This window comes from Kordiimonas laminariae (assembly GCF_023008165.1).
In the GTDB taxonomy this organism is placed as follows: Bacteria; Pseudomonadota; Alphaproteobacteria; order Sphingomonadales; family Kordiimonadaceae; genus Kordiimonas; species Kordiimonas laminariae.
In genome coordinates, this window is record NZ_JAKQZA010000006.1 from 32,581 (window position 1) to 48,460 (window position 15,880).

Annotated in this window: 19 protein-coding genes; 2 read left to right on the top strand and 17 right to left on the bottom strand. The window is 45.4% G+C overall.

The genetic code is table 11. The features are described 5' to 3' along the window. Positions 1–200: 200 nt before the first annotated feature. From MF542_RS13135 to rpiB, 10 genes are all read right to left on the bottom strand, one after another. Complete coding sequence (locus MF542_RS13135; RefSeq protein WP_247020194.1) at positions 201–707, bottom strand: hypothetical protein; 507 nt, start codon at positions 705–707, stop codon at positions 201–203. Between the two features lie 9 nt (positions 708–716). Beyond that, complete coding sequence (gene thiL, locus MF542_RS13140; protein WP_247020196.1) at positions 717–1,682, bottom strand: thiamine-phosphate kinase; 966 nt, start codon at positions 1,680–1,682, stop codon at positions 717–719. Positions 1,683–1,708: 26 nt separating this feature from the next. Beyond that, positions 1,709–2,167, bottom strand: coding sequence for a transcription antitermination factor NusB (gene nusB, locus MF542_RS13145; RefSeq protein ID WP_247020198.1), 459 nt, complete (start codon positions 2,165–2,167; stop codon positions 1,709–1,711). A gap of 1 nt (position 2,168) precedes the next feature. Beyond that, entirely contained in the window at positions 2,169–2,615 is a 447-nt protein-coding gene (locus MF542_RS13150) for a 6,7-dimethyl-8-ribityllumazine synthase (protein WP_425531255.1), read from the bottom strand. 20 nt (positions 2,616–2,635) lie between these two features. Continuing rightward, the gene (gene ribB / locus MF542_RS17840; RefSeq protein ID WP_247020202.1) at positions 2,636–3,742 is read right to left on the bottom strand and encodes a 3,4-dihydroxy-2-butanone-4-phosphate synthase; all 1,107 of its coding nucleotides are present in this window, start codon (positions 3,740–3,742) and stop codon (positions 2,636–2,638) included. Between the two features lie 4 nt (positions 3,743–3,746). After that, the gene (locus tag MF542_RS13160; RefSeq protein ID WP_247020203.1) at positions 3,747–4,346 is read right to left on the bottom strand and encodes a riboflavin synthase; all 600 of its coding nucleotides are present in this window, start codon (positions 4,344–4,346) and stop codon (positions 3,747–3,749) included. 9 nt (positions 4,347–4,355) lie between these two features. Continuing rightward, entirely contained in the window at positions 4,356–5,450 is a 1,095-nt protein-coding gene (gene ribD / locus MF542_RS13165) for a bifunctional diaminohydroxyphosphoribosylaminopyrimidine deaminase/5-amino-6-(5-phosphoribosylamino)uracil reductase RibD (protein WP_247020205.1), read from the bottom strand. Further along, positions 5,450–5,926, bottom strand: a complete 477-nt coding sequence (nrdR, locus tag MF542_RS13170) for a transcriptional regulator NrdR (protein WP_247020207.1) — start codon at positions 5,924–5,926, stop codon at positions 5,450–5,452. Before nrdR ends, ribD begins: the two co-directional genes overlap by 1 nt. A 69-nt stretch (positions 5,927–5,995) precedes the next feature. After that, complete coding sequence (glyA, locus tag MF542_RS13175; protein WP_247020209.1) at positions 5,996–7,288, bottom strand: serine hydroxymethyltransferase; 1,293 nt, start codon at positions 7,286–7,288, stop codon at positions 5,996–5,998. 85 nt (positions 7,289–7,373) lie between these two features. Then, positions 7,374–7,811 carry a ribose 5-phosphate isomerase B gene (rpiB, locus tag MF542_RS13180; RefSeq protein WP_247020211.1) on the bottom strand — a complete coding sequence of 146 codons (438 nt, stop codon included), beginning with the start codon at positions 7,809–7,811 and terminating at the stop codon, positions 7,374–7,376. A gap of 272 nt (positions 7,812–8,083) precedes the next feature. Here rpiB and MF542_RS13185 point away from each other — a divergent pair, with 272 nt between their 5' ends. Next, positions 8,084–8,494 carry a Ros/MucR family transcriptional regulator gene (locus MF542_RS13185; RefSeq protein WP_247020213.1) on the top strand — a complete coding sequence of 137 codons (411 nt, stop codon included), beginning with the start codon at positions 8,084–8,086 and terminating at the stop codon, positions 8,492–8,494. Positions 8,495–8,509: 15 nt separating this feature from the next. Here MF542_RS13185 and MF542_RS13190 read toward each other — a convergent pair whose 3' ends face one another. From MF542_RS13190 to MF542_RS13200, 3 genes are all read right to left on the bottom strand, one after another. Next, positions 8,510–8,722 (bottom strand): DUF6898 family protein, encoded by a 213-nt coding sequence (locus MF542_RS13190; RefSeq protein WP_247020215.1) that lies wholly within the window; start codon positions 8,720–8,722, stop codon positions 8,510–8,512. 11 nt (positions 8,723–8,733) lie between these two features. After that, positions 8,734–9,954 (bottom strand): 5-aminolevulinate synthase, encoded by a 1,221-nt coding sequence (gene hemA / locus MF542_RS13195; protein WP_247020217.1) that lies wholly within the window; start codon positions 9,952–9,954, stop codon positions 8,734–8,736. Positions 9,955–10,094: 140 nt separating this feature from the next. Next, positions 10,095–10,574 carry a MarR family winged helix-turn-helix transcriptional regulator gene (locus tag MF542_RS13200; protein WP_247020219.1) on the bottom strand — a complete coding sequence of 160 codons (480 nt, stop codon included), beginning with the start codon at positions 10,572–10,574 and terminating at the stop codon, positions 10,095–10,097. Between the two features lie 227 nt (positions 10,575–10,801). Between MF542_RS13200 and hemB the strand changes: the two genes are divergently transcribed. Then, the gene (hemB, locus tag MF542_RS13205) at positions 10,802–11,791 is read left to right on the top strand and encodes a porphobilinogen synthase (RefSeq protein ID WP_247020221.1); all 990 of its coding nucleotides are present in this window, start codon (positions 10,802–10,804) and stop codon (positions 11,789–11,791) included. A 2-nt stretch (positions 11,792–11,793) separates the two neighbouring features. On the opposite strand, the gene MF542_RS13210 is transcribed toward hemB, so the two are convergent. Genes MF542_RS13210 through gltX form a run of 4 tightly spaced genes read right to left on the bottom strand, consistent with a single transcriptional unit; the run spans position 11,794 to position 15,849 of the window. Further along, positions 11,794–12,387 carry a C-type lectin domain-containing protein gene (locus tag MF542_RS13210; protein WP_247020223.1) on the bottom strand — a complete coding sequence of 198 codons (594 nt, stop codon included), beginning with the start codon at positions 12,385–12,387 and terminating at the stop codon, positions 11,794–11,796. Positions 12,388–12,446: 59 nt separating this feature from the next. Then, positions 12,447–13,184, bottom strand: a complete 738-nt coding sequence (locus MF542_RS13215; protein WP_247020225.1) for an RNA methyltransferase — start codon at positions 13,182–13,184, stop codon at positions 12,447–12,449. Positions 13,185–13,186: 2 nt separating this feature from the next. Next, positions 13,187–14,521 carry a cysteine--tRNA ligase gene (gene cysS / locus MF542_RS13220; RefSeq protein WP_247020227.1) on the bottom strand — a complete coding sequence of 445 codons (1,335 nt, stop codon included), beginning with the start codon at positions 14,519–14,521 and terminating at the stop codon, positions 13,187–13,189. Beyond that, positions 14,518–15,849, bottom strand: a complete 1,332-nt coding sequence (gltX, locus tag MF542_RS13225) for a glutamate--tRNA ligase (protein WP_247020229.1) — start codon at positions 15,847–15,849, stop codon at positions 14,518–14,520. The genes cysS and gltX overlap by 4 nt, the downstream gene beginning before the upstream one ends. Between the last annotated feature and the right edge of the window lie 31 nt (positions 15,850–15,880).

Genomic DNA, 15,880 nt, shown 5'->3' on the forward strand with positions numbered 1-15,880 from the left:
CAGGGGCGGCGATACTCGTGAACAGTCCGCCCACGGACGGCGATACTCAAAATATCCGCCGAGCCCGTGTAAAACACATCATGCAAGGTGCATGTGTCTTGTAACCTTATGTGTGAAAAAGCTTTTTGACAAGCTTATCAATTCAGAAACAAAAAAGGCGGCTCAAAAGAACCGCCCATAAAACCTGTATTTCAAGTATACTAACGCCCCATTCGAACACTCTTGATAATGGATACATTTTCTACAATATCAGCTCCCAATATCTCATCAGCTCTGCTTTTCAAAATCATAGCTGCTTTATCAAAATCGATATCAGAAGTAGATCCTTCAACCATCAGATCCGCCCGGCTCATAGCAGAAAGAAAAGCATGTTGAAGCTGCGTTTCCGCCCGCTTAACAGCAATCTGTTTTTCCTGTCCGTAAACTTGCAAGCGTACATCAACAAAGAAATTGCCAATGAACCGGCGGGAATTATTGCGCATCGAATAAATAGGCACAGTCAGTTTTTCGATATCAATCGGCAGAAGGTCACCTTTAGGCTTCATTTCTTCTACTTTTTCTTCCGATTCCGCGGAAGCATCTTCACCACCACTACCAGACATAAAGTAGCCAGCGCCGCCGCCAATACCAACCCCAAGCACCAGTCCCAAGATTAAAAGAATCTTGCCTGAGCCCCCACCTTCATCATCAACTGCATCTTCAGACATGAAAAATCCTCAATTTCCACTAAAATGATTAAACCCTTGATGGCTAACTTGCACTTTTTTGCCATTAGTATCAATGATTTCCACACCTGAACCCTCTACCACTTTGCCAATTCGGGTGATTTTTACACCATTTTCCTGTGTTAACCGCGCGAGCTCATCCGCATCGCATTCAGAAGCTGTAAAAACAATTTGGTAATCATCCCCACCAGAATAGACAAGCTGAAGAAGTTCATCCTGTTCAATAGTTAACTCATTCACCGCTGTAGAATATGGAAGCAAATCCAACTGTAATGTCACCTTGGCACCAGATGCTTTTGCAATATGGCCAACGTCGGCTAACAAACCATCTGATACATCTGCAGCAGCCGAAGCTATACCACGAAGCGCTTGTCCCGTTAGATGCTGTGCCCTGGGTTTATAATAAGATGCTAAAGAGATATCCGGAGCTTTAATATTCCCCAATATCGCCTGAAGTGCAAAAGCGGCTTCTCCCAAATTACCGGTAACATAAACATTATCACCTGCCTTCGCTCCGTTCCTCCTGATCATTGTACCGTTTGGAACATACCCAATTGCAGTGATACTGATGGTAAGTGGTCCTGAGGTGCTGGTGCTATCGCCCCCCAACAACTGAAGGCCATAAACACGTTGTGCCTCACTTAAACCAGCAACAAATTTCTCCAGCCAGGGTTCTGCATCCAGTGTTTTAGGCAAACTTAAACCAAGCATATAGAAAGCTGGCTCTGCGCCTTTAGCTGCAAGGTCAGAAACATTTACGGAAACAGCTTTAAAAGCCAAAGAAATAGGATCATCACCATTGAAGAAATGGGTCCCGGCAACCAAGACATCTTTGGTAAGAATTTGATCATGCCCTAAACGCATAGGCACGCAAGCAGCATCATCTAAAAGAGAAAGCCCCTCCGGCGCAGCCAAAGGAGCTAAATATTTCTCAATCAGGTTAAATTCATCAGGCATATCTATATTTCCCGCCTGATTATACCTTATGCACGAGCACTTTTCGCCATTTTATCAAGAACGCCATTCACAAAGGAAATCTCGGCTCTCTCATAAAACGCGTGGGCAACATCAATATATTCATTGATGATTACCTTTGTTGGCACGTCAGGACGCGCAGTAAGTTCATAAGCACCCGCACGGAAAATCGAACGAATAAGCGGCTCAAGGCGTTCAAGCGGCCAATCATCCGTAAGACAGGGAATAATCACCTCATCCCACTCTTCTTTCCGCATCCATGCACCACGAGTGATATCAGCGAACAGCTTTTCATCAGCAGCAACATACTGATCACCCTCAATCTCTTGGCCAAGGCGGTGTTCAATATATTCTGTTGAAATCACTTGTGCATTTTTCTCGTCGCCCTGCTCCAACTGGAACAACGCCTGAACTGCACCAAGTCTTGCCGCACTGCGAGGGCCGCCGATTTTTGGCTTACCTGCCATCTTAAACTCCAAACTCTTTCTTAAGTTCGATCATACGAATAGCTGCATTAGCTGCACCACCGCCTTTGTTCATTTCAGAACGTCTTGCACGGGCTCTCGCCTGATCCCAATCTTCAATTGTCAGAATACCGTTACCAATTGCAAGATTATGATCAAGGCCAAGGTCCATAAGTCCGCGGGCACTTTCACCACATACATAATCATAGTGGGTCGTCTCACCGCGGATAACAGCACCCAATGCTACATAACCATCAAACTGCTTTTCGCTACCATCAGCCGCATATTTAATCGCCGCAGGGATTTCCAGCGCCCCCGGTACATCAATACGCTCATAGGTACCGCCCACTGCTTCAATTGCTTCGATAGCGCCTGCTGCTAATTCGTCAGCAAGTTCTTCATAGAAGCGCGCCTCAACAATAAGTAGGTGCATTTTTGACATTGAATAAATCCTTTAAACTTTACTGAAGCTTATTCTACTTCAGGAATCTGGCGCTGTTCTACGATATCTAGACCGTATCCTTCAAGCCCTACTATGTTACTTGGTGTATTTGAATAAAGCGCCATATGTTTAACACCCAAATCCCTAAGAATTTGTGCACCAATACCATAATCCTTTAAAGCACCTTCTTCCTTATCGCTTGAGCCTTCGCCGCTTATAATTTGCGACGGACGTTTTGCTGTAAGCCCTGGGAATACTACAACAACACCTTTACCTTCTTTTTCAATAGCTTGCATCGCACGCTCAAGCTGGCCTGTACGCGGATGATCCATACCCAGAAGGTCCTCAAACGGGTTAAGGCTATGCATACGAACAGGGATTGTTTCCTCTTCGTTGATATTTCCTAGCGTAAGTGCGACAGTTTCCCGGTGATTACCTGTTGATGTGTAAACAGACACACGCCAGTCTTTGCCGGATTGCCTACGGAAAGCAGAATCAGTCACTCGTTCTACCAGAACATCATTCTTGAGACGGTAGGCGATAAGATCACGAATAGTGGCTACCTTCAGGTCATGTTTTTTCGCAAACTCAACAAGGTCAGGCAAGCGTGCCATGGTACCGTCTTCATTCATGATCTCACAAATCACTGCAGATGGATCAAGGCCGGCAAGGCGAGAAATATCAACAGATGCCTCTGTATGACCTGCGCGCACCAATACACCACCATCTTTCGCAACAAGCGGGAATACGTGCCCCGGTGTTGCTAAATCATATTTTGTAGCGTCAGCATCAATCGCTACCTCAATCGTGCGCGCACGGTCAGCAGCGGAAATACCAGTCGTTACGCCAGTTTTTGCTTCTATCGATGTAGTGAAAGCAGTTTCATGACGGCTCTGGTTATTTGTACTCATCAAGTTAAGGCCGAGTTTTTCCACGCGGGCTCTTGTGAGAGGCAAACAAATAAGGCCACGGCCGTATTTAGCCATGAAATTGATTTTATCAGCCGTCGCCATCTGTGCCGGGATAATCAAATCCCCTTCATTTTCCCTGTCTTCATCATCAACAAGGATATACATTTTACCATTTCTGGCATCTTCGATCACATCTTCGATTGGGGATAGAAATCTTTGCGGCACGTTCTTAGCCTTTATCTTGCAGGCGAGCTACATAGCGCGCCAAAATATCAAATTCTACATTCACTTTATCGCCAACTTGCGCTTGGCGGAAATTTGTCACTTCCTGAGTATGCGGAATAACATTGATAGACACCTTTGTACTATCCTCAAGGTCTTCAACTTCATTCACTGTAAGAGAAACACCATTGATGGTAATGCTACCCTTCTTCGCAACATTATGACCAAACGCTTCAGGTACAAGAATCTGTAATAGAATCGATTCGTCTACTGATTCGAAGGTTACAATTTCACCCACACAGTCTACATGACCAGTTACTATATGACCGCCCAGTTCATCACCGACCTTAAGCGAACGTTCGAGGTTCACTTCAGTACCTTTTTCCCAAGCCCCAAGGTTTGTAACGCTTATGGTTTCTCGTGATACATCAGCAGAAAAGAAATTATCGCCTTTAGTTACAACGGTAAGACAAACGCCAGAGCAGGCTATAGATGCGCCAATATCAATACCCGAGGTGTCGTAAGATGTTGAAAGTTTAAGGCGTACATCACCCTCTCCTTCAACTGACTGTACTGTTCCAACGTCTGTTACAATTCCTGTAAACATAGCTCTGGGTTACTCCGGCTTTTTATAAATTGTGAGCATATCATCACCAACGGATAATACTTTCTGGGCCTTTAAATGGGGTGAAGATGACAATTGGGCAAGGCCTAATTCACCAATTCCGTTTTTACTTTCTGCACCAAGTAATTTTCCAGCCTGAAAATGATACAAAGTATCGCACATATTGGCCTTCAAAAAGGAAGCATATACTTGGCCGCCACCTTCAATCAAAACCCGCCTCATACCAGCACCAGAAAGTGTATCTGATAGAGTTTTCATATCACGGTTTACCAGCAATTCTATTATCTTGGCTCCTGCCTTCTCTAATTCAATCGCGTCTCTATTCGACTTACCACCTAAAATATAGAGATCTATTTTATTAGCTGATTGTACTAGCTTGGAGGAAACGGGCGTTTGATATTTGCTATCCAGAACAATACGCGCTGGGGACCTGTCTTCCAGCCCCTCTATTCGGCAATCCAGCATTGGGTCATCAGCAAGAACTGTATTCACACCAACAAGGATACCATCATGCTGTGCTCGCAACATGTGACCATAACGTCGGGCCTCGGAACCAGTAATCCATTTACTTTCCCCGCTCGCCAACGCGATCTTGCCGTCTAGGCTTGTAGCTAGTTTTATTGAGAACTCTGGTCTGGCATCGGTATTGGAAAGGAAAAAACCCTTATTGAGTTCGAAGGCCTTTTCAGAGAATAACCCAACATCTACCTGAACACCCGCTTCATGAAGCATCTTCAGACCTGTGCCCGAAACACGTGCATCATTATCGTCAACCGCAGCGACAACGCGCATCACCCCCGCATTAATTAATGCTTCTGAACATGGTGGTGTTTTCCCGTAATGAGAACAAGGCTCCAAGGTGACGTATGCAGTGGAACCTTTTGCCTTAGTGCCTGCCTGCCGAAGAGCAACTACTTCAGCATGAGGGCGGCCTCCAAGCTGCGTGTTACCACGCCCTACAACAATTCCATCCCTTACTAAAATGCACCCAACCGAAGGATTGGGTGCAGTCTGTCCGAGGCCACGGCGTGCCAGCCCAAGTGCGGCACGCATCCATTTTTTATCTTCCGGAGAAAAAGAAGCCACTATTCGCCCTTCACTGCGTCCTCTTCATGATCTTCCATACCACCAAGGAATTTCTCAAAATCCTTCGCTTCGCGGAAGTTACGGTACACAGACGCATAACGCACATAAGCAACCTGATCTAGGTTCTGCAGGCCCTCCATTACAAGAGTGCCGATCTGATCAGATTCAATTTCGCTTTCCCCCATTGATTCCAGTCGGCGCACAATACCATTAATCATGCGGTCTACCTGATCTGGGTCTACTGGTCGTTTCCTGAGGGCAATATCGAGAGAGCGCTCTAGCTTATCACGCTCAAAAGGAACTTTGCGGCCAGTTTTCTTAAGCACCGTTAGCTCACGTAATTGCACACGTTCAAATGTGGTAAAACGAGCACCGCAACCAGGGCAAAAACGGCGACGACGAATAGAAGATTTATCTTCCGTAGGTCGACTATCTTTTACCTGCGTATCTTCGTGTTGACAAAACGGACAGCGCATACATTCCCCCTTGGTAAAGATGGTAGCAGCGCGAGTGTCTCGCGCTACTTTATTATTTTTGAAGCTAGCTTAGCCCAATTCTTCATAAATTGGGAACTGCTTGCAAAGATCTGCTACCTTTTCACGCACAGATGCTTCAGCAGCTTCATTATTCTCTGGGTTAGCCGCAAGACCATCTAGTACCTCAGTGATCATGTCAGCGATCTGAACAAACTCTTTCACACCGAACCCACGTGTTGTGCCTGCTGGTGTACCAAGGCGAATACCAGATGTTACAAACGGCTTTTCTGGATCAAACGGTACACCGTTTTTGTTACACGTCATCAGTGAGCGTTCAAGTGCTTCATCCGCGGCTTTACCTGTTAGACCTTTCGGGCGCAAGTCAACGAGAACAACGTGCGTGTCTGTGCCTTCCGACACGATATCAAAACCATTTTCCTTAAGGCGTGCTGCCAGAGCTTGCGCATTTTCAACAACTTGTGCAGCATATTCCTTAAATTCCGGGCGAAGCGCTTCACCGAATGCAACTGCCTTTGCAGCGATCACATGCATAAGCGGACCACCTTGCAAGCCAGGGAATACTGCTGAATTGATCTTCTTAGAAATCGCTTCATCGTTGGTAAGGATCATACCACCACGTGGGCCACGAAGTGTTTTGTGTGTTGTTGTTGTAACAATATGTGCATGCTCAAGAGGGTTTGCGTGTACTTTACCAGCAACCAAGCCAGCAAAGTGCGCCATATCCACCATCAAAATAGCACCAACACTATCAGCAATTTCGCGGAAACGCTTAAAGTCAATTTCACGTGGATATGCTGAACCACCAGCAATAATAATAACTGGTTTATGCTCTTTTGCCATTTCTTCAACTTGATCATAGTCGATCAACGCATCTTCACGGCGTACACCATATTGGACAGCGTTATACCATTTACCAGAAAGTGCAGGAGCAGCACCGTGTGTAAGGTGGCCACCGGCATCAAGAGACATTCCCATAATGGTATCACCCGGCTTGGTAAGCGCCAGCATCACTGCTCCATTTGCCTGCGCGCCAGAATGAGGCTGCACATTTACAAATTCTGCACCAAAGATCTCTTTCGCACGTTCAATAGCAAGACTTTCAGCAACATCGACATAATGACAGCCCTGATAATAACGACGATTTGGGTACCCTTCTGCGTATTTATTTGTGAGTACTGAGCCTTGAGCTTCAATTACTGCTCGGCTGACAATATTTTCAGATGCGATCAGTTCGATCTGATTTTGCTGGCGCTCAAGTTCACCGCTTACTGAAGCCATTAGTTCTGGATCAGACGCAGCTAGACTTGCAGAGAAAAAACCATCCTGAGTAAATTTAGACATGGCAAATACCTTCACATAAAAACTATCTAAAAACCTATCCCATTATTTTAGATAGTTTGTTGTCCCAAAAGTGATTATTAGTTTTTTAAGAAGAAAGTTTGTCTACTCTTCTTTGGTGACGTCCACCTTCAAAATCTGTTGCTAAAAACGCATCTACACAGTCATACGCTGTTTCAACACCAATCAACCTTGCGCCAAGAGAAATTACATTCGCATCATTGTGTTGGCGCGCGAGCTTTGCTGCCAGACCAGACTGTACAAGTGCTGCTCTCACAGCGGGGTTTCTGTTTGCAGCAATGGAAATCCCGATACCTGATCCGCAAACAAGTATCCCTTTATTTGCTTTACCTTCAGCAATAGCATCCCCCATAGCTTTGCCAAAGTCTGGATAATCAACGGATTCGAGACTATGTGCCCCTAAATCCAAAACTTCGTAACCTTGTTCAGAAAGATATGTTTTAAGCGCTTCTTTTAGCTCAAAACCTGCGTGATCAGATGCAAAGGCAATCGTTTTGTCTGCCATCAGCTTACTCCAATTCAGGCACAAAAAGCTGCGCCTAGCCATTCATTTGCCGCTGAATATCATAGATATAGTCGCAACCCAAGAAAAGCTTCCAAAATCTAGTATTTATTTGAATATTACTAAATTATTAAGTTTTCCTTCTTAATTACAGGGATAATTAACCATTTGTTAAGAATAAAAAGATCACATATCAACTATTAGGTGTTGTAATTAGTAATGTTCTTCTGCAATAAGCATAGCTAGGCATAAGAATAAGTCGGAGCCATAATTTAATGACTACTGAATCTGTTAATATTAATTCTTCAAACGAGCTGCTTGGACTTGCCGCAGAGATAGTAACTGCCTATGTAAGTAACAACACGGTAAATTCGTCTGAACTTCCTGATGTCATTAAAACGGTCTATAGCACACTCAGCACTCTAGGACCTGATCAAGTCAACATACACAGTCCTAAACCAGCTGTGCCTCTCAAGAAATCTTTCACCAACGAATATATTGTGTGCCTAGAAGACGGCAAGAAACTTAAAATGCTCAAACGCTATCTTCGTTCCCATTATGATATGTCACCGGAAGAGTATCGTGCAAAATGGGGCTTACCTGCAGACTATCCAATGGTAGCACCTGCATATGCAGCAAAAAGATCAGAGTTCGCGAAGAAAATTGGTCTAGGCAAGAAACGCTAAAGTTGATTTAGAAAATTAAATCACAATACCCCGCTGTGCAGGCCCCACCTGTGCAGCGTCTTTTTTCATAACATACTTGAGCTTATCAATAGCTATCTTCTCAAGTTGCGCTCGAGGTGCTTTAGGATCCCCAGCAATACTGACTTCTCGACCAGTACGTGCACAGACAGCAGACACCTTAAGCATGTTACCTATTCTAACAAACTCAACAATTATATCACCTGCCATCAGAAGTCTCTTTAAATCGCAATCGCACGAGTAAGATGCAAACGCCCCCACACCTCCGTCAATGCTTCCACAAGAGCATCCATCGAAGAATCATCGTGAAGCGGGCCCGGGGTAAAGCGAAGGCGCTCTGTACCACGAGGAACGGTTGGGTAGTTAATTGGCTGAACGTAAATACCGTATTCATTCAACAGTAAGTCCGATGCCTCTTTACAAAGAACAGGATCACCAATGAACAAAGGCACAATATGGCTCACACTGTCCATAACCGGAAGGTTAGCATCAGCCATACGCTTTTTAAGCTCATTTGCACGAACTTTTTGTTCATCCCGTTCTATACTACTTCCCTTAAGGTGACGAATACTTGCTAACGCACCAGCAGCCAGTACTGGACTAAGAGCAGTTGTAAAGATAAAGCCTGATGCATAGCTGCGCACAACATCAACAAGAGCTTTGGAGGAAGCAATATAACCGCCCATTACACCGAAAGCTTTACCTAGCGTACCTTCAATAATAGTCAAACGGTGAGCAACTTTGTCACGCTCCGAAACACCACCACCACGAGTCCCATACATGCCAACCGCATGTACTTCATCTAGGTATGTCATGGCACCGTATTTATCAGCCAAATCACAGATTGCTTCAATTGGTGCAATATCTCCATCCATCGAATAAACAGATTCAAAGGCAATAAGCTTTGGTGCGTTCGGATCAGCTGCTTTCAGCAGTTCCTCAAGATGCTCAAGGTCATTGTGGCGGAAGATATGCTTCTTGGCACCACTATTGCGAATACCCTGGATCATAGAGGCGTGATTAAGTTCATCTGAAAACACAATACAGCCGGGAAGTAACTTCGCTACTGTTGAGAGTGTTGCTTCATTGGAAATATAACCTGAAGTAAATAGAAGAGCTTGTTCTTTACCGTGTAAATCAGCAAGTTCTTCTTCAAGAAGAACGTGATAGTGGTTAGTACCTGAAATATTACGTGTACCACCTGCTCCTGCACCGGTTTCATCCAGCGCAGTATGCATCGCTTCAAGAACTTTTGGGTGTTGGCCCATTCCAAGATAGTCATTTGAACACCAGACAGTTATGGATTTAGCGTTATCCCCAGCGTCATGGCGAATAGCCCGTGGGAATTGACCTCTTTCACGCGAGATATCCGCAAAGACCCGATATCGGCCTTCATCGCGAATTGCATCAATCGCATCAGCAAAGATCTTTTCATAATCCATAACGTTACCTGTCCACTAATTTCTTGCACTAATTTACAAGCGTGGCCTTCATAACGCAATGTTTAGCTTGGTGTCTATAGACGAAAATGTCGCACATAATCATCGATTTAGTCGATTTTTAGTGATAATAATTCGCACTATTAAAGGCCAAAGTGAATTTTATCAGACCAGAAGCGCTCAAGGTTACGCAAATTCTTACGTAGGCTCTTCAGCTCTTCATGATTAATCAAATCATCATGCATAAGTTCTTCAAGATGTTTCTGATAAAGTTCGTCCACCATTTTGCGGATATCATACCCTTGATCAGTTAATGAAATACGAACAGCTCTGCGGTCATAATCAGAACGTTCATGGCGTAAATACCCCATTTCAACTAACTTCTTCAGGTTATAGGAAACATTTGAACCCTGATAATAACCTCTGGTTTTAAGCTCACCAGCCGTCATTTCATTTTCGCCAATGTTGTAAATCAACAGTGCCTGCACTGGGTTCAGGTCATTTTTGCCGATAGCTTCAAGATGGTTCTTAATTACATCGAGCAAGCGACGGTGAAGCCGCTCCACAAGAGAAAGAATGTCGAGGAACAAAAAACTGGGATCATTAAAGTCGTAACCGCTCATCTTACTTCGCCTGATTTCTATATTAGGTGCTACTTTAGTCAATAATTAATCGATTTTTCATCGAATCTGTCGGAAGTACTTTCTTCCAAAAGTCCCTAACGCTTTGTTAATGATAAAATTCTACTTAATTTGTGCACAAATACACATGCGACAATTGGGTCTATAATTGCGAGTGACACCGCTAAACCATTTCGATAAGGTGCCCTAAACAATAACAGGATACCTTAATGACTGCTAGTTTTCCAAATACGCGCCTTCGCAGACCACGTGCTACAGACTGGTCACGTCGGCTGATGCGCGAAACAGAAATTTCAGCGAACGACCTGATATGGCCAATGTTTATCCGCGAGGGAGAAAACCAAAGAGAGCCTGTTAGCTCTATGCCTGGCGTTGATCGCCTATCAGTAGATCAGGCTGTCAAAGAAGCAAAGGAAGCCAGAGATCTTGGTATTCCGTGCATTGCCCTCTTCCCCAGCACTCCTAAAGGTATCCGTTCTGAATACGGTGATGAAGCACTAAACTCAGATAACCTGATCAATACAGCAATGCGTGCCATCAAAACTGAAGTTCCAGAGATCGGCTTACTTGCTGACGTTGCGCTTGATCCTTACACAAGCCACGGACAGGACGGCATATTGCAAGACGGCATTATTCTGAACGACGAAACCATTGGCGTTCTTGTGCAGCAAGCCGTTGTGCAAGCTCAGGCTGGTGCAGATATCGTGGCGCCATCAGATATGATGGATGGCCGCATTGGTGCCATCAGACAGGAACTTGACCGAGCTGGCTTTGCGCATGTGCAAATTATGGCATACAGCGCTAAATACGCATCAGCTTTCTATGGCCCCTTCCGGGATGCAGTTGGTAGCTCAGGCGTGCTGGCGGGCGATAAAAAGACCTACCAGATGGATCCTGCAAACAGGCTGGAGGCGCTACGCGAAGTGGAGCTAGATATTGCCGAAGGTGCAGATAGCGTGATGGTTAAGCCTGGCATGCCGTATCTAGATATTATTCGCGAAGTAAAAGATAATTTCGGAGTTCCAACCTACGCATATCAGGTATCGGGTGAATACGCGATGATTATGGCTGCATGTCAAAACGGCTGGTTGGAAAAGGAACCCGCTATGCTTGAAGCACTTCTGGCATTCAAGCGCGCCGATTCTGACGGCATTTTAACCTATTTTGCTAAAGACGTAGCAAAGCTACTTGCGAAATAAAATTATTGGCCAGTAGCAGTTTCTGTTGCTGGCTCTGTTTCTTCAACTGCTTCTTCAGGTGCAGGGAACTCCACCATCATATATTTGATGTTGATACGCGGGTCTCTAACATCCCAGCGGACACCAAATTCTGTAGGATCATAATAAACAGGTAGTGTGCGTCCGGTATCCTTATTGCTGCGGCAAAACTCTCTTATTTTTTGCTGCGTCCCGGCATTCCATGCGCGGAAAGTTTGATCTTCCAAGGTAGTTTCATCAGTCCAGATATAATCTGTATATTCATTGCACTGTGCGCGAAGGCCAATCCACATTGGTTTTTCCCGCATCTCAGGAAACTCCAGCAGCAAGAAATAATGAACCGCGTTTGATTTGATGGTAGCTAGACGCCCTTCTCGCTCATTATCATGCAAATAACCACGTACCATACGTGATGCATGCTCCCATGTATGAGGAGGACGACCATGGAACTCGAAAATCTGGAAATAGCTACCAGTTGTTGGTTCAAGGTGCGCTTTACCTGTTGGCCGCGCTACAGCAATACCAGTCGCATCTTGAATAAGAAACGAGGACGCAAGCATTAATCCGGCAAACAACATAAAATTCTCCTTGAAAAGCTCACAGCAATTCTAGCGCAAAGGTTTGTAATTACAATAAATTACCGTTTTTGCCCCTTTGCTAAGGCTTTCACAATACCACGCATAGTCTGAACCTCTTGTGAAGAGAACCCTGCGTTTTGTATTAAGTTTCGGATAGTACGGCGCTGGCTATCTCGGCGACCTTCACTTCGGAAATATCCCTTTTGCTCAAGCTCGCCTTCAATATGCTCCATCAGGCCAACAATCTCACCTTTATCAGCCAACCCCTCTGGATGTGAAGGCTGGTGCTCTGGCGTTGCATCGCCACGTTGGAAAAACTCGTATGACACTAGAATAACCGCCTGCGCGAGATTAAGGCTGCCATAATCAGGGTTTACCGGTGCTGTAAGAATAGTATCCGCAAGTGCTATATCATCATTGGTCATACCCGAACGTTCCGGGCCGAAAAGAATAGCTGGCCGTTCACCACCGCTGATCATGCCGTGCATCTGTTTGGCCGCTTCAGCAGGTGTTACCACCGCTTTGGGCATCCCACGTTCCCGCACCGTTGTCGCATACACATGCGTACAGTCAGCCACCGCTTCTTCAACAGTTTCAAAAACTTTTGCTTCGTCTATGACAACACCAGCGCCCGCAGCTGATGGGCCTGCATCCGGGTTTGGCCAGCCATCACGCGGAGCCACAAGGCGCAGGTCAGTAAGGCCAAAATTATACATAGCCCGCGCGGCCTTGCCGATATTTTCGCCAAGTTGTGGCCGCACGAGAATAATTGCAGGCTTAATTGCTTTATTTGACATCTTTACTGCGCTTTAAACTTAATTTCGCCGCCAGCAGCGATTTCAATAACCAGTCCCTGCCCAGCAGCTTCATCACGAATACGGTCAGCCTCAGCGAAATCTTTTGCGGCCCGTGCTTCAGCATATTTTACTGAGTTTTCAGCAATCCAAGCATCGTGCTCTGCACTAAGTTCAGTTTTGAACCAATCTTCGGCTGATTGCATCAAAAGCCCGATAAACTGCGCACCCGCCAAAAGCTGATCAGCAGTTTCTTCTGATGCCAGTGCGTCAAGAGCTGCAATAGCTTTTGGTGTATTTAGATCATCTGAAAGCGCTTCAATCACCGTCGCTGGAACAGTTTCAGCCGCAGCAGCACCGGCAGTTATGCGGTACCAGCGGTCAAGCCTACGCTTCTGTTCTTTTGCATTACTGTTTGAGAAATCAACTGGTTGCCGATAGTGCGCGGTTAAAAGCGACAAACGCATTGGCTCACCACCATGCTCCTCAAGAAGCTCACGGATTGTATAGAAGTTGCCTAAGGATTTAGACATTTTCACACCATCCACGGTCAGGTAACCATTGTGCATCCAGTATTTGACGAACTCTTTGCCGTGCGTACATTCACTTTGAGCAATCTCATTCTCATGGTGTGGGAAAATAAGATCCTGTCCACCAGCATGAAGATCAATCGTTTCGCCCAGATGCTTTTCAATCATGCATGAACATTCGAGATGCCAGCCTGGACGACCTTTCCCCCACGGGCTACCCCATCCCACTTGCTCTTCAGTTGACGGCTTCCAAAGAACAAAGTCTGCAGGGTCTTTCTTATACGGCGCTACTTCAACACGAGCACCAGCAACAAGTTCATCACGAGAATGCCCTGAAAGGCGGCCGTAGTTTTCCATGGATGTTACATCAAACATCACATGGCCTTCAGCCACATATGCATTCCCTTTAGCAATCAAATCCTGCATCATCTTAATCATCTGAGGCAGGTGTTCTGTGGCTTTTGGCTGAATATCAGGCTCTAGATTACCAAGAGACCTCATATCTTCCTGATAAATCTTGGTATAGCGGTTCGTAATGGTTTTGATGCTCACGCCTTCCTGCGCAGCACGATCCATGATCTTATCTTCAATATCAGTGATATTGCGCGCATAAGTTACGTGCTCCGTGCCGTACACATGGCGCAGAAGCCGGTAAAAAATATCAAACACAGTATAAGGGCGCGCATTACCAATATGGGCATGGTCATAAACCGTAGGACCACACACATACATACGTACGTTCTTAGGATCTATCGGCTCAAATTTTTCCTTACCGCGCGCTGCAGTATTATAAACATAAATGTCCGTCACGCCGCATTACCTTCCAGACGTGCGATTACTTTATCACGGCCAATAAGCGGAAGAAGCATACCCATATCAGGACCATGGTTCTGACCTGTAAGTGCCTGACGCAGCGGCATAAAGAGACCTCTGCCTTTCACACCTGTTTCCGTCTTAATCGCGTTTGTCCATTCCTTCCAAGTGTCAGCTGTAAGCTCGCCCTCAGGAAGCAGATCACGAGTTTTGGCAATGTGATCAGCATCTTCAATAACTGGCGTTACCGGGCCTGCAATAATGGCCTGCCATTCTTTGATATCAGATAGCTTGTTGATATTTGGCTTTACGGTTTCCCAGAAGGTTTCATCAACACCGTCAAGGCGACCTTCAACATCAGCAAAAGGTGTTGCATGCAAGATTTTTGCGTTCAGCATTTCAAGCTCATCGCTATCTAGCTTTGATGTCGATTTACCAAATTTCCCAAAATCAAAACCATCTATAAGCGGCTTGATATCTGCGAAGGCTTCAATCGGCTCACTTGTACCCACGCGACCAATCAGTGACACAATAGACATTGCCTCAAGGCCAGCTTCATCACGGTACTCTTCAATAGACATAGCGCCGTGACGCTTCGAAAGACCTTCACCGCCCTTGCCCGTTAGAAGCGCGAAGTGAGCCATTTCTGGTGATTTACCTCCAACAGCTTCAAAAATCTGTATTTGAACTGCAGAGTTTGTCACATGGTCTTCACCACGCACAATATGCGTAATGCCGTAATCCACATCATCAATCACACTTGGAAGCGTGTAGAGGAAACTACCGTCTTCACGGATAAGGATCGGGTCAGAAACCGCACCAAGGTCAATTGATACATCACCACGGATAAGGTCTGTCCATTCAGCACGCCCCGGCACATTAAGTTTAAAGCGCCAGTGTGGTCTGCGGCCTTCAGCTTCGTAAGCAGCTTTCTGTTCATCTGTAAGATCAAGTGCAGCACGATCGTATACTGGCGGCTTACCACGACCCATCTGAATTTTACGCTTCATATCAAGCTCATCAGATGTTTCATAACATGGGTAAAGGCGGCCTTCAGCCTTCAGCTTCTCAACAACTTCATTGTAACGGTCAAAACGTTCGCTCTGACGGAATGTTTCATCCCAATTAATACCAAGCCACTGAAGGTCAGCCTTAATAGCATCTTCGTTTTCCTTGGTAGAACGCGCTGTGTCCGTATCGTCAATACGTAGCACATAGGTTCCACCCTGCTGGCATGAGAACAACCAGTTCACAAGAGCAGCGCGAATATTACCCAAATGGAGCTTACCAGTTGGAGATGGTGCAAAACGTACTTTAACAGTCATTCTTTTATCCTAGCCTAACGGCACACATATA

What these genes read in the sequence shown, in the direction of transcription:
- MF542_RS13135 (WP_247020194.1), bottom strand. Translation starts at nt 707, where the DNA reads ATGTCTGAAGATGCAGTTGATGATGAAGGTGGGGGCTCAGGCAAGATT.
- thiL (WP_247020196.1), bottom strand. Translation starts at nt 1,682, where the DNA reads ATGCCTGATGAATTTAACCTGATTGAGAAATATTTAGCTCCTTTGGCT.
- nusB (WP_247020198.1), bottom strand. Translation starts at nt 2,167, where the DNA reads ATGGCAGGTAAGCCAAAAATCGGCGGCCCTCGCAGTGCGGCAAGACTT.
- MF542_RS13160 (WP_247020203.1), bottom strand. Translation starts at nt 4,346, where the DNA reads ATGTTTACAGGAATTGTAACAGACGTTGGAACAGTACAGTCAGTTGAA.
- nrdR (WP_247020207.1), bottom strand. Translation starts at nt 5,926, where the DNA reads ATGCGCTGTCCGTTTTGTCAACACGAAGATACGCAGGTAAAAGATAGT.
- glyA (WP_247020209.1), bottom strand. Translation starts at nt 7,288, where the DNA reads ATGTCTAAATTTACTCAGGATGGTTTTTTCTCTGCAAGTCTAGCTGCG.
- rpiB (WP_247020211.1), bottom strand. Translation starts at nt 7,811, where the DNA reads ATGGCAGACAAAACGATTGCCTTTGCATCTGATCACGCAGGTTTTGAG.
- MF542_RS13185 (WP_247020213.1), top strand. Translation starts at nt 8,084, where the DNA reads ATGACTACTGAATCTGTTAATATTAATTCTTCAAACGAGCTGCTTGGA.
- MF542_RS13190 (WP_247020215.1), bottom strand. Translation starts at nt 8,722, where the DNA reads ATGGCAGGTGATATAATTGTTGAGTTTGTTAGAATAGGTAACATGCTT.
- hemA (WP_247020217.1), bottom strand. Translation starts at nt 9,954, where the DNA reads ATGGATTATGAAAAGATCTTTGCTGATGCGATTGATGCAATTCGCGAT.
- MF542_RS13200 (WP_247020219.1), bottom strand. Translation starts at nt 10,574, where the DNA reads ATGAGCGGTTACGACTTTAATGATCCCAGTTTTTTGTTCCTCGACATT.
- hemB (WP_247020221.1), top strand. Translation starts at nt 10,802, where the DNA reads ATGACTGCTAGTTTTCCAAATACGCGCCTTCGCAGACCACGTGCTACA.
- MF542_RS13210 (WP_247020223.1), bottom strand. Translation starts at nt 12,387, where the DNA reads ATGTTGTTTGCCGGATTAATGCTTGCGTCCTCGTTTCTTATTCAAGAT.
- MF542_RS13215 (WP_247020225.1), bottom strand. Translation starts at nt 13,184, where the DNA reads ATGTCAAATAAAGCAATTAAGCCTGCAATTATTCTCGTGCGGCCACAA.
- gltX (WP_247020229.1), bottom strand. Translation starts at nt 15,849, where the DNA reads ATGACTGTTAAAGTACGTTTTGCACCATCTCCAACTGGTAAGCTCCAT.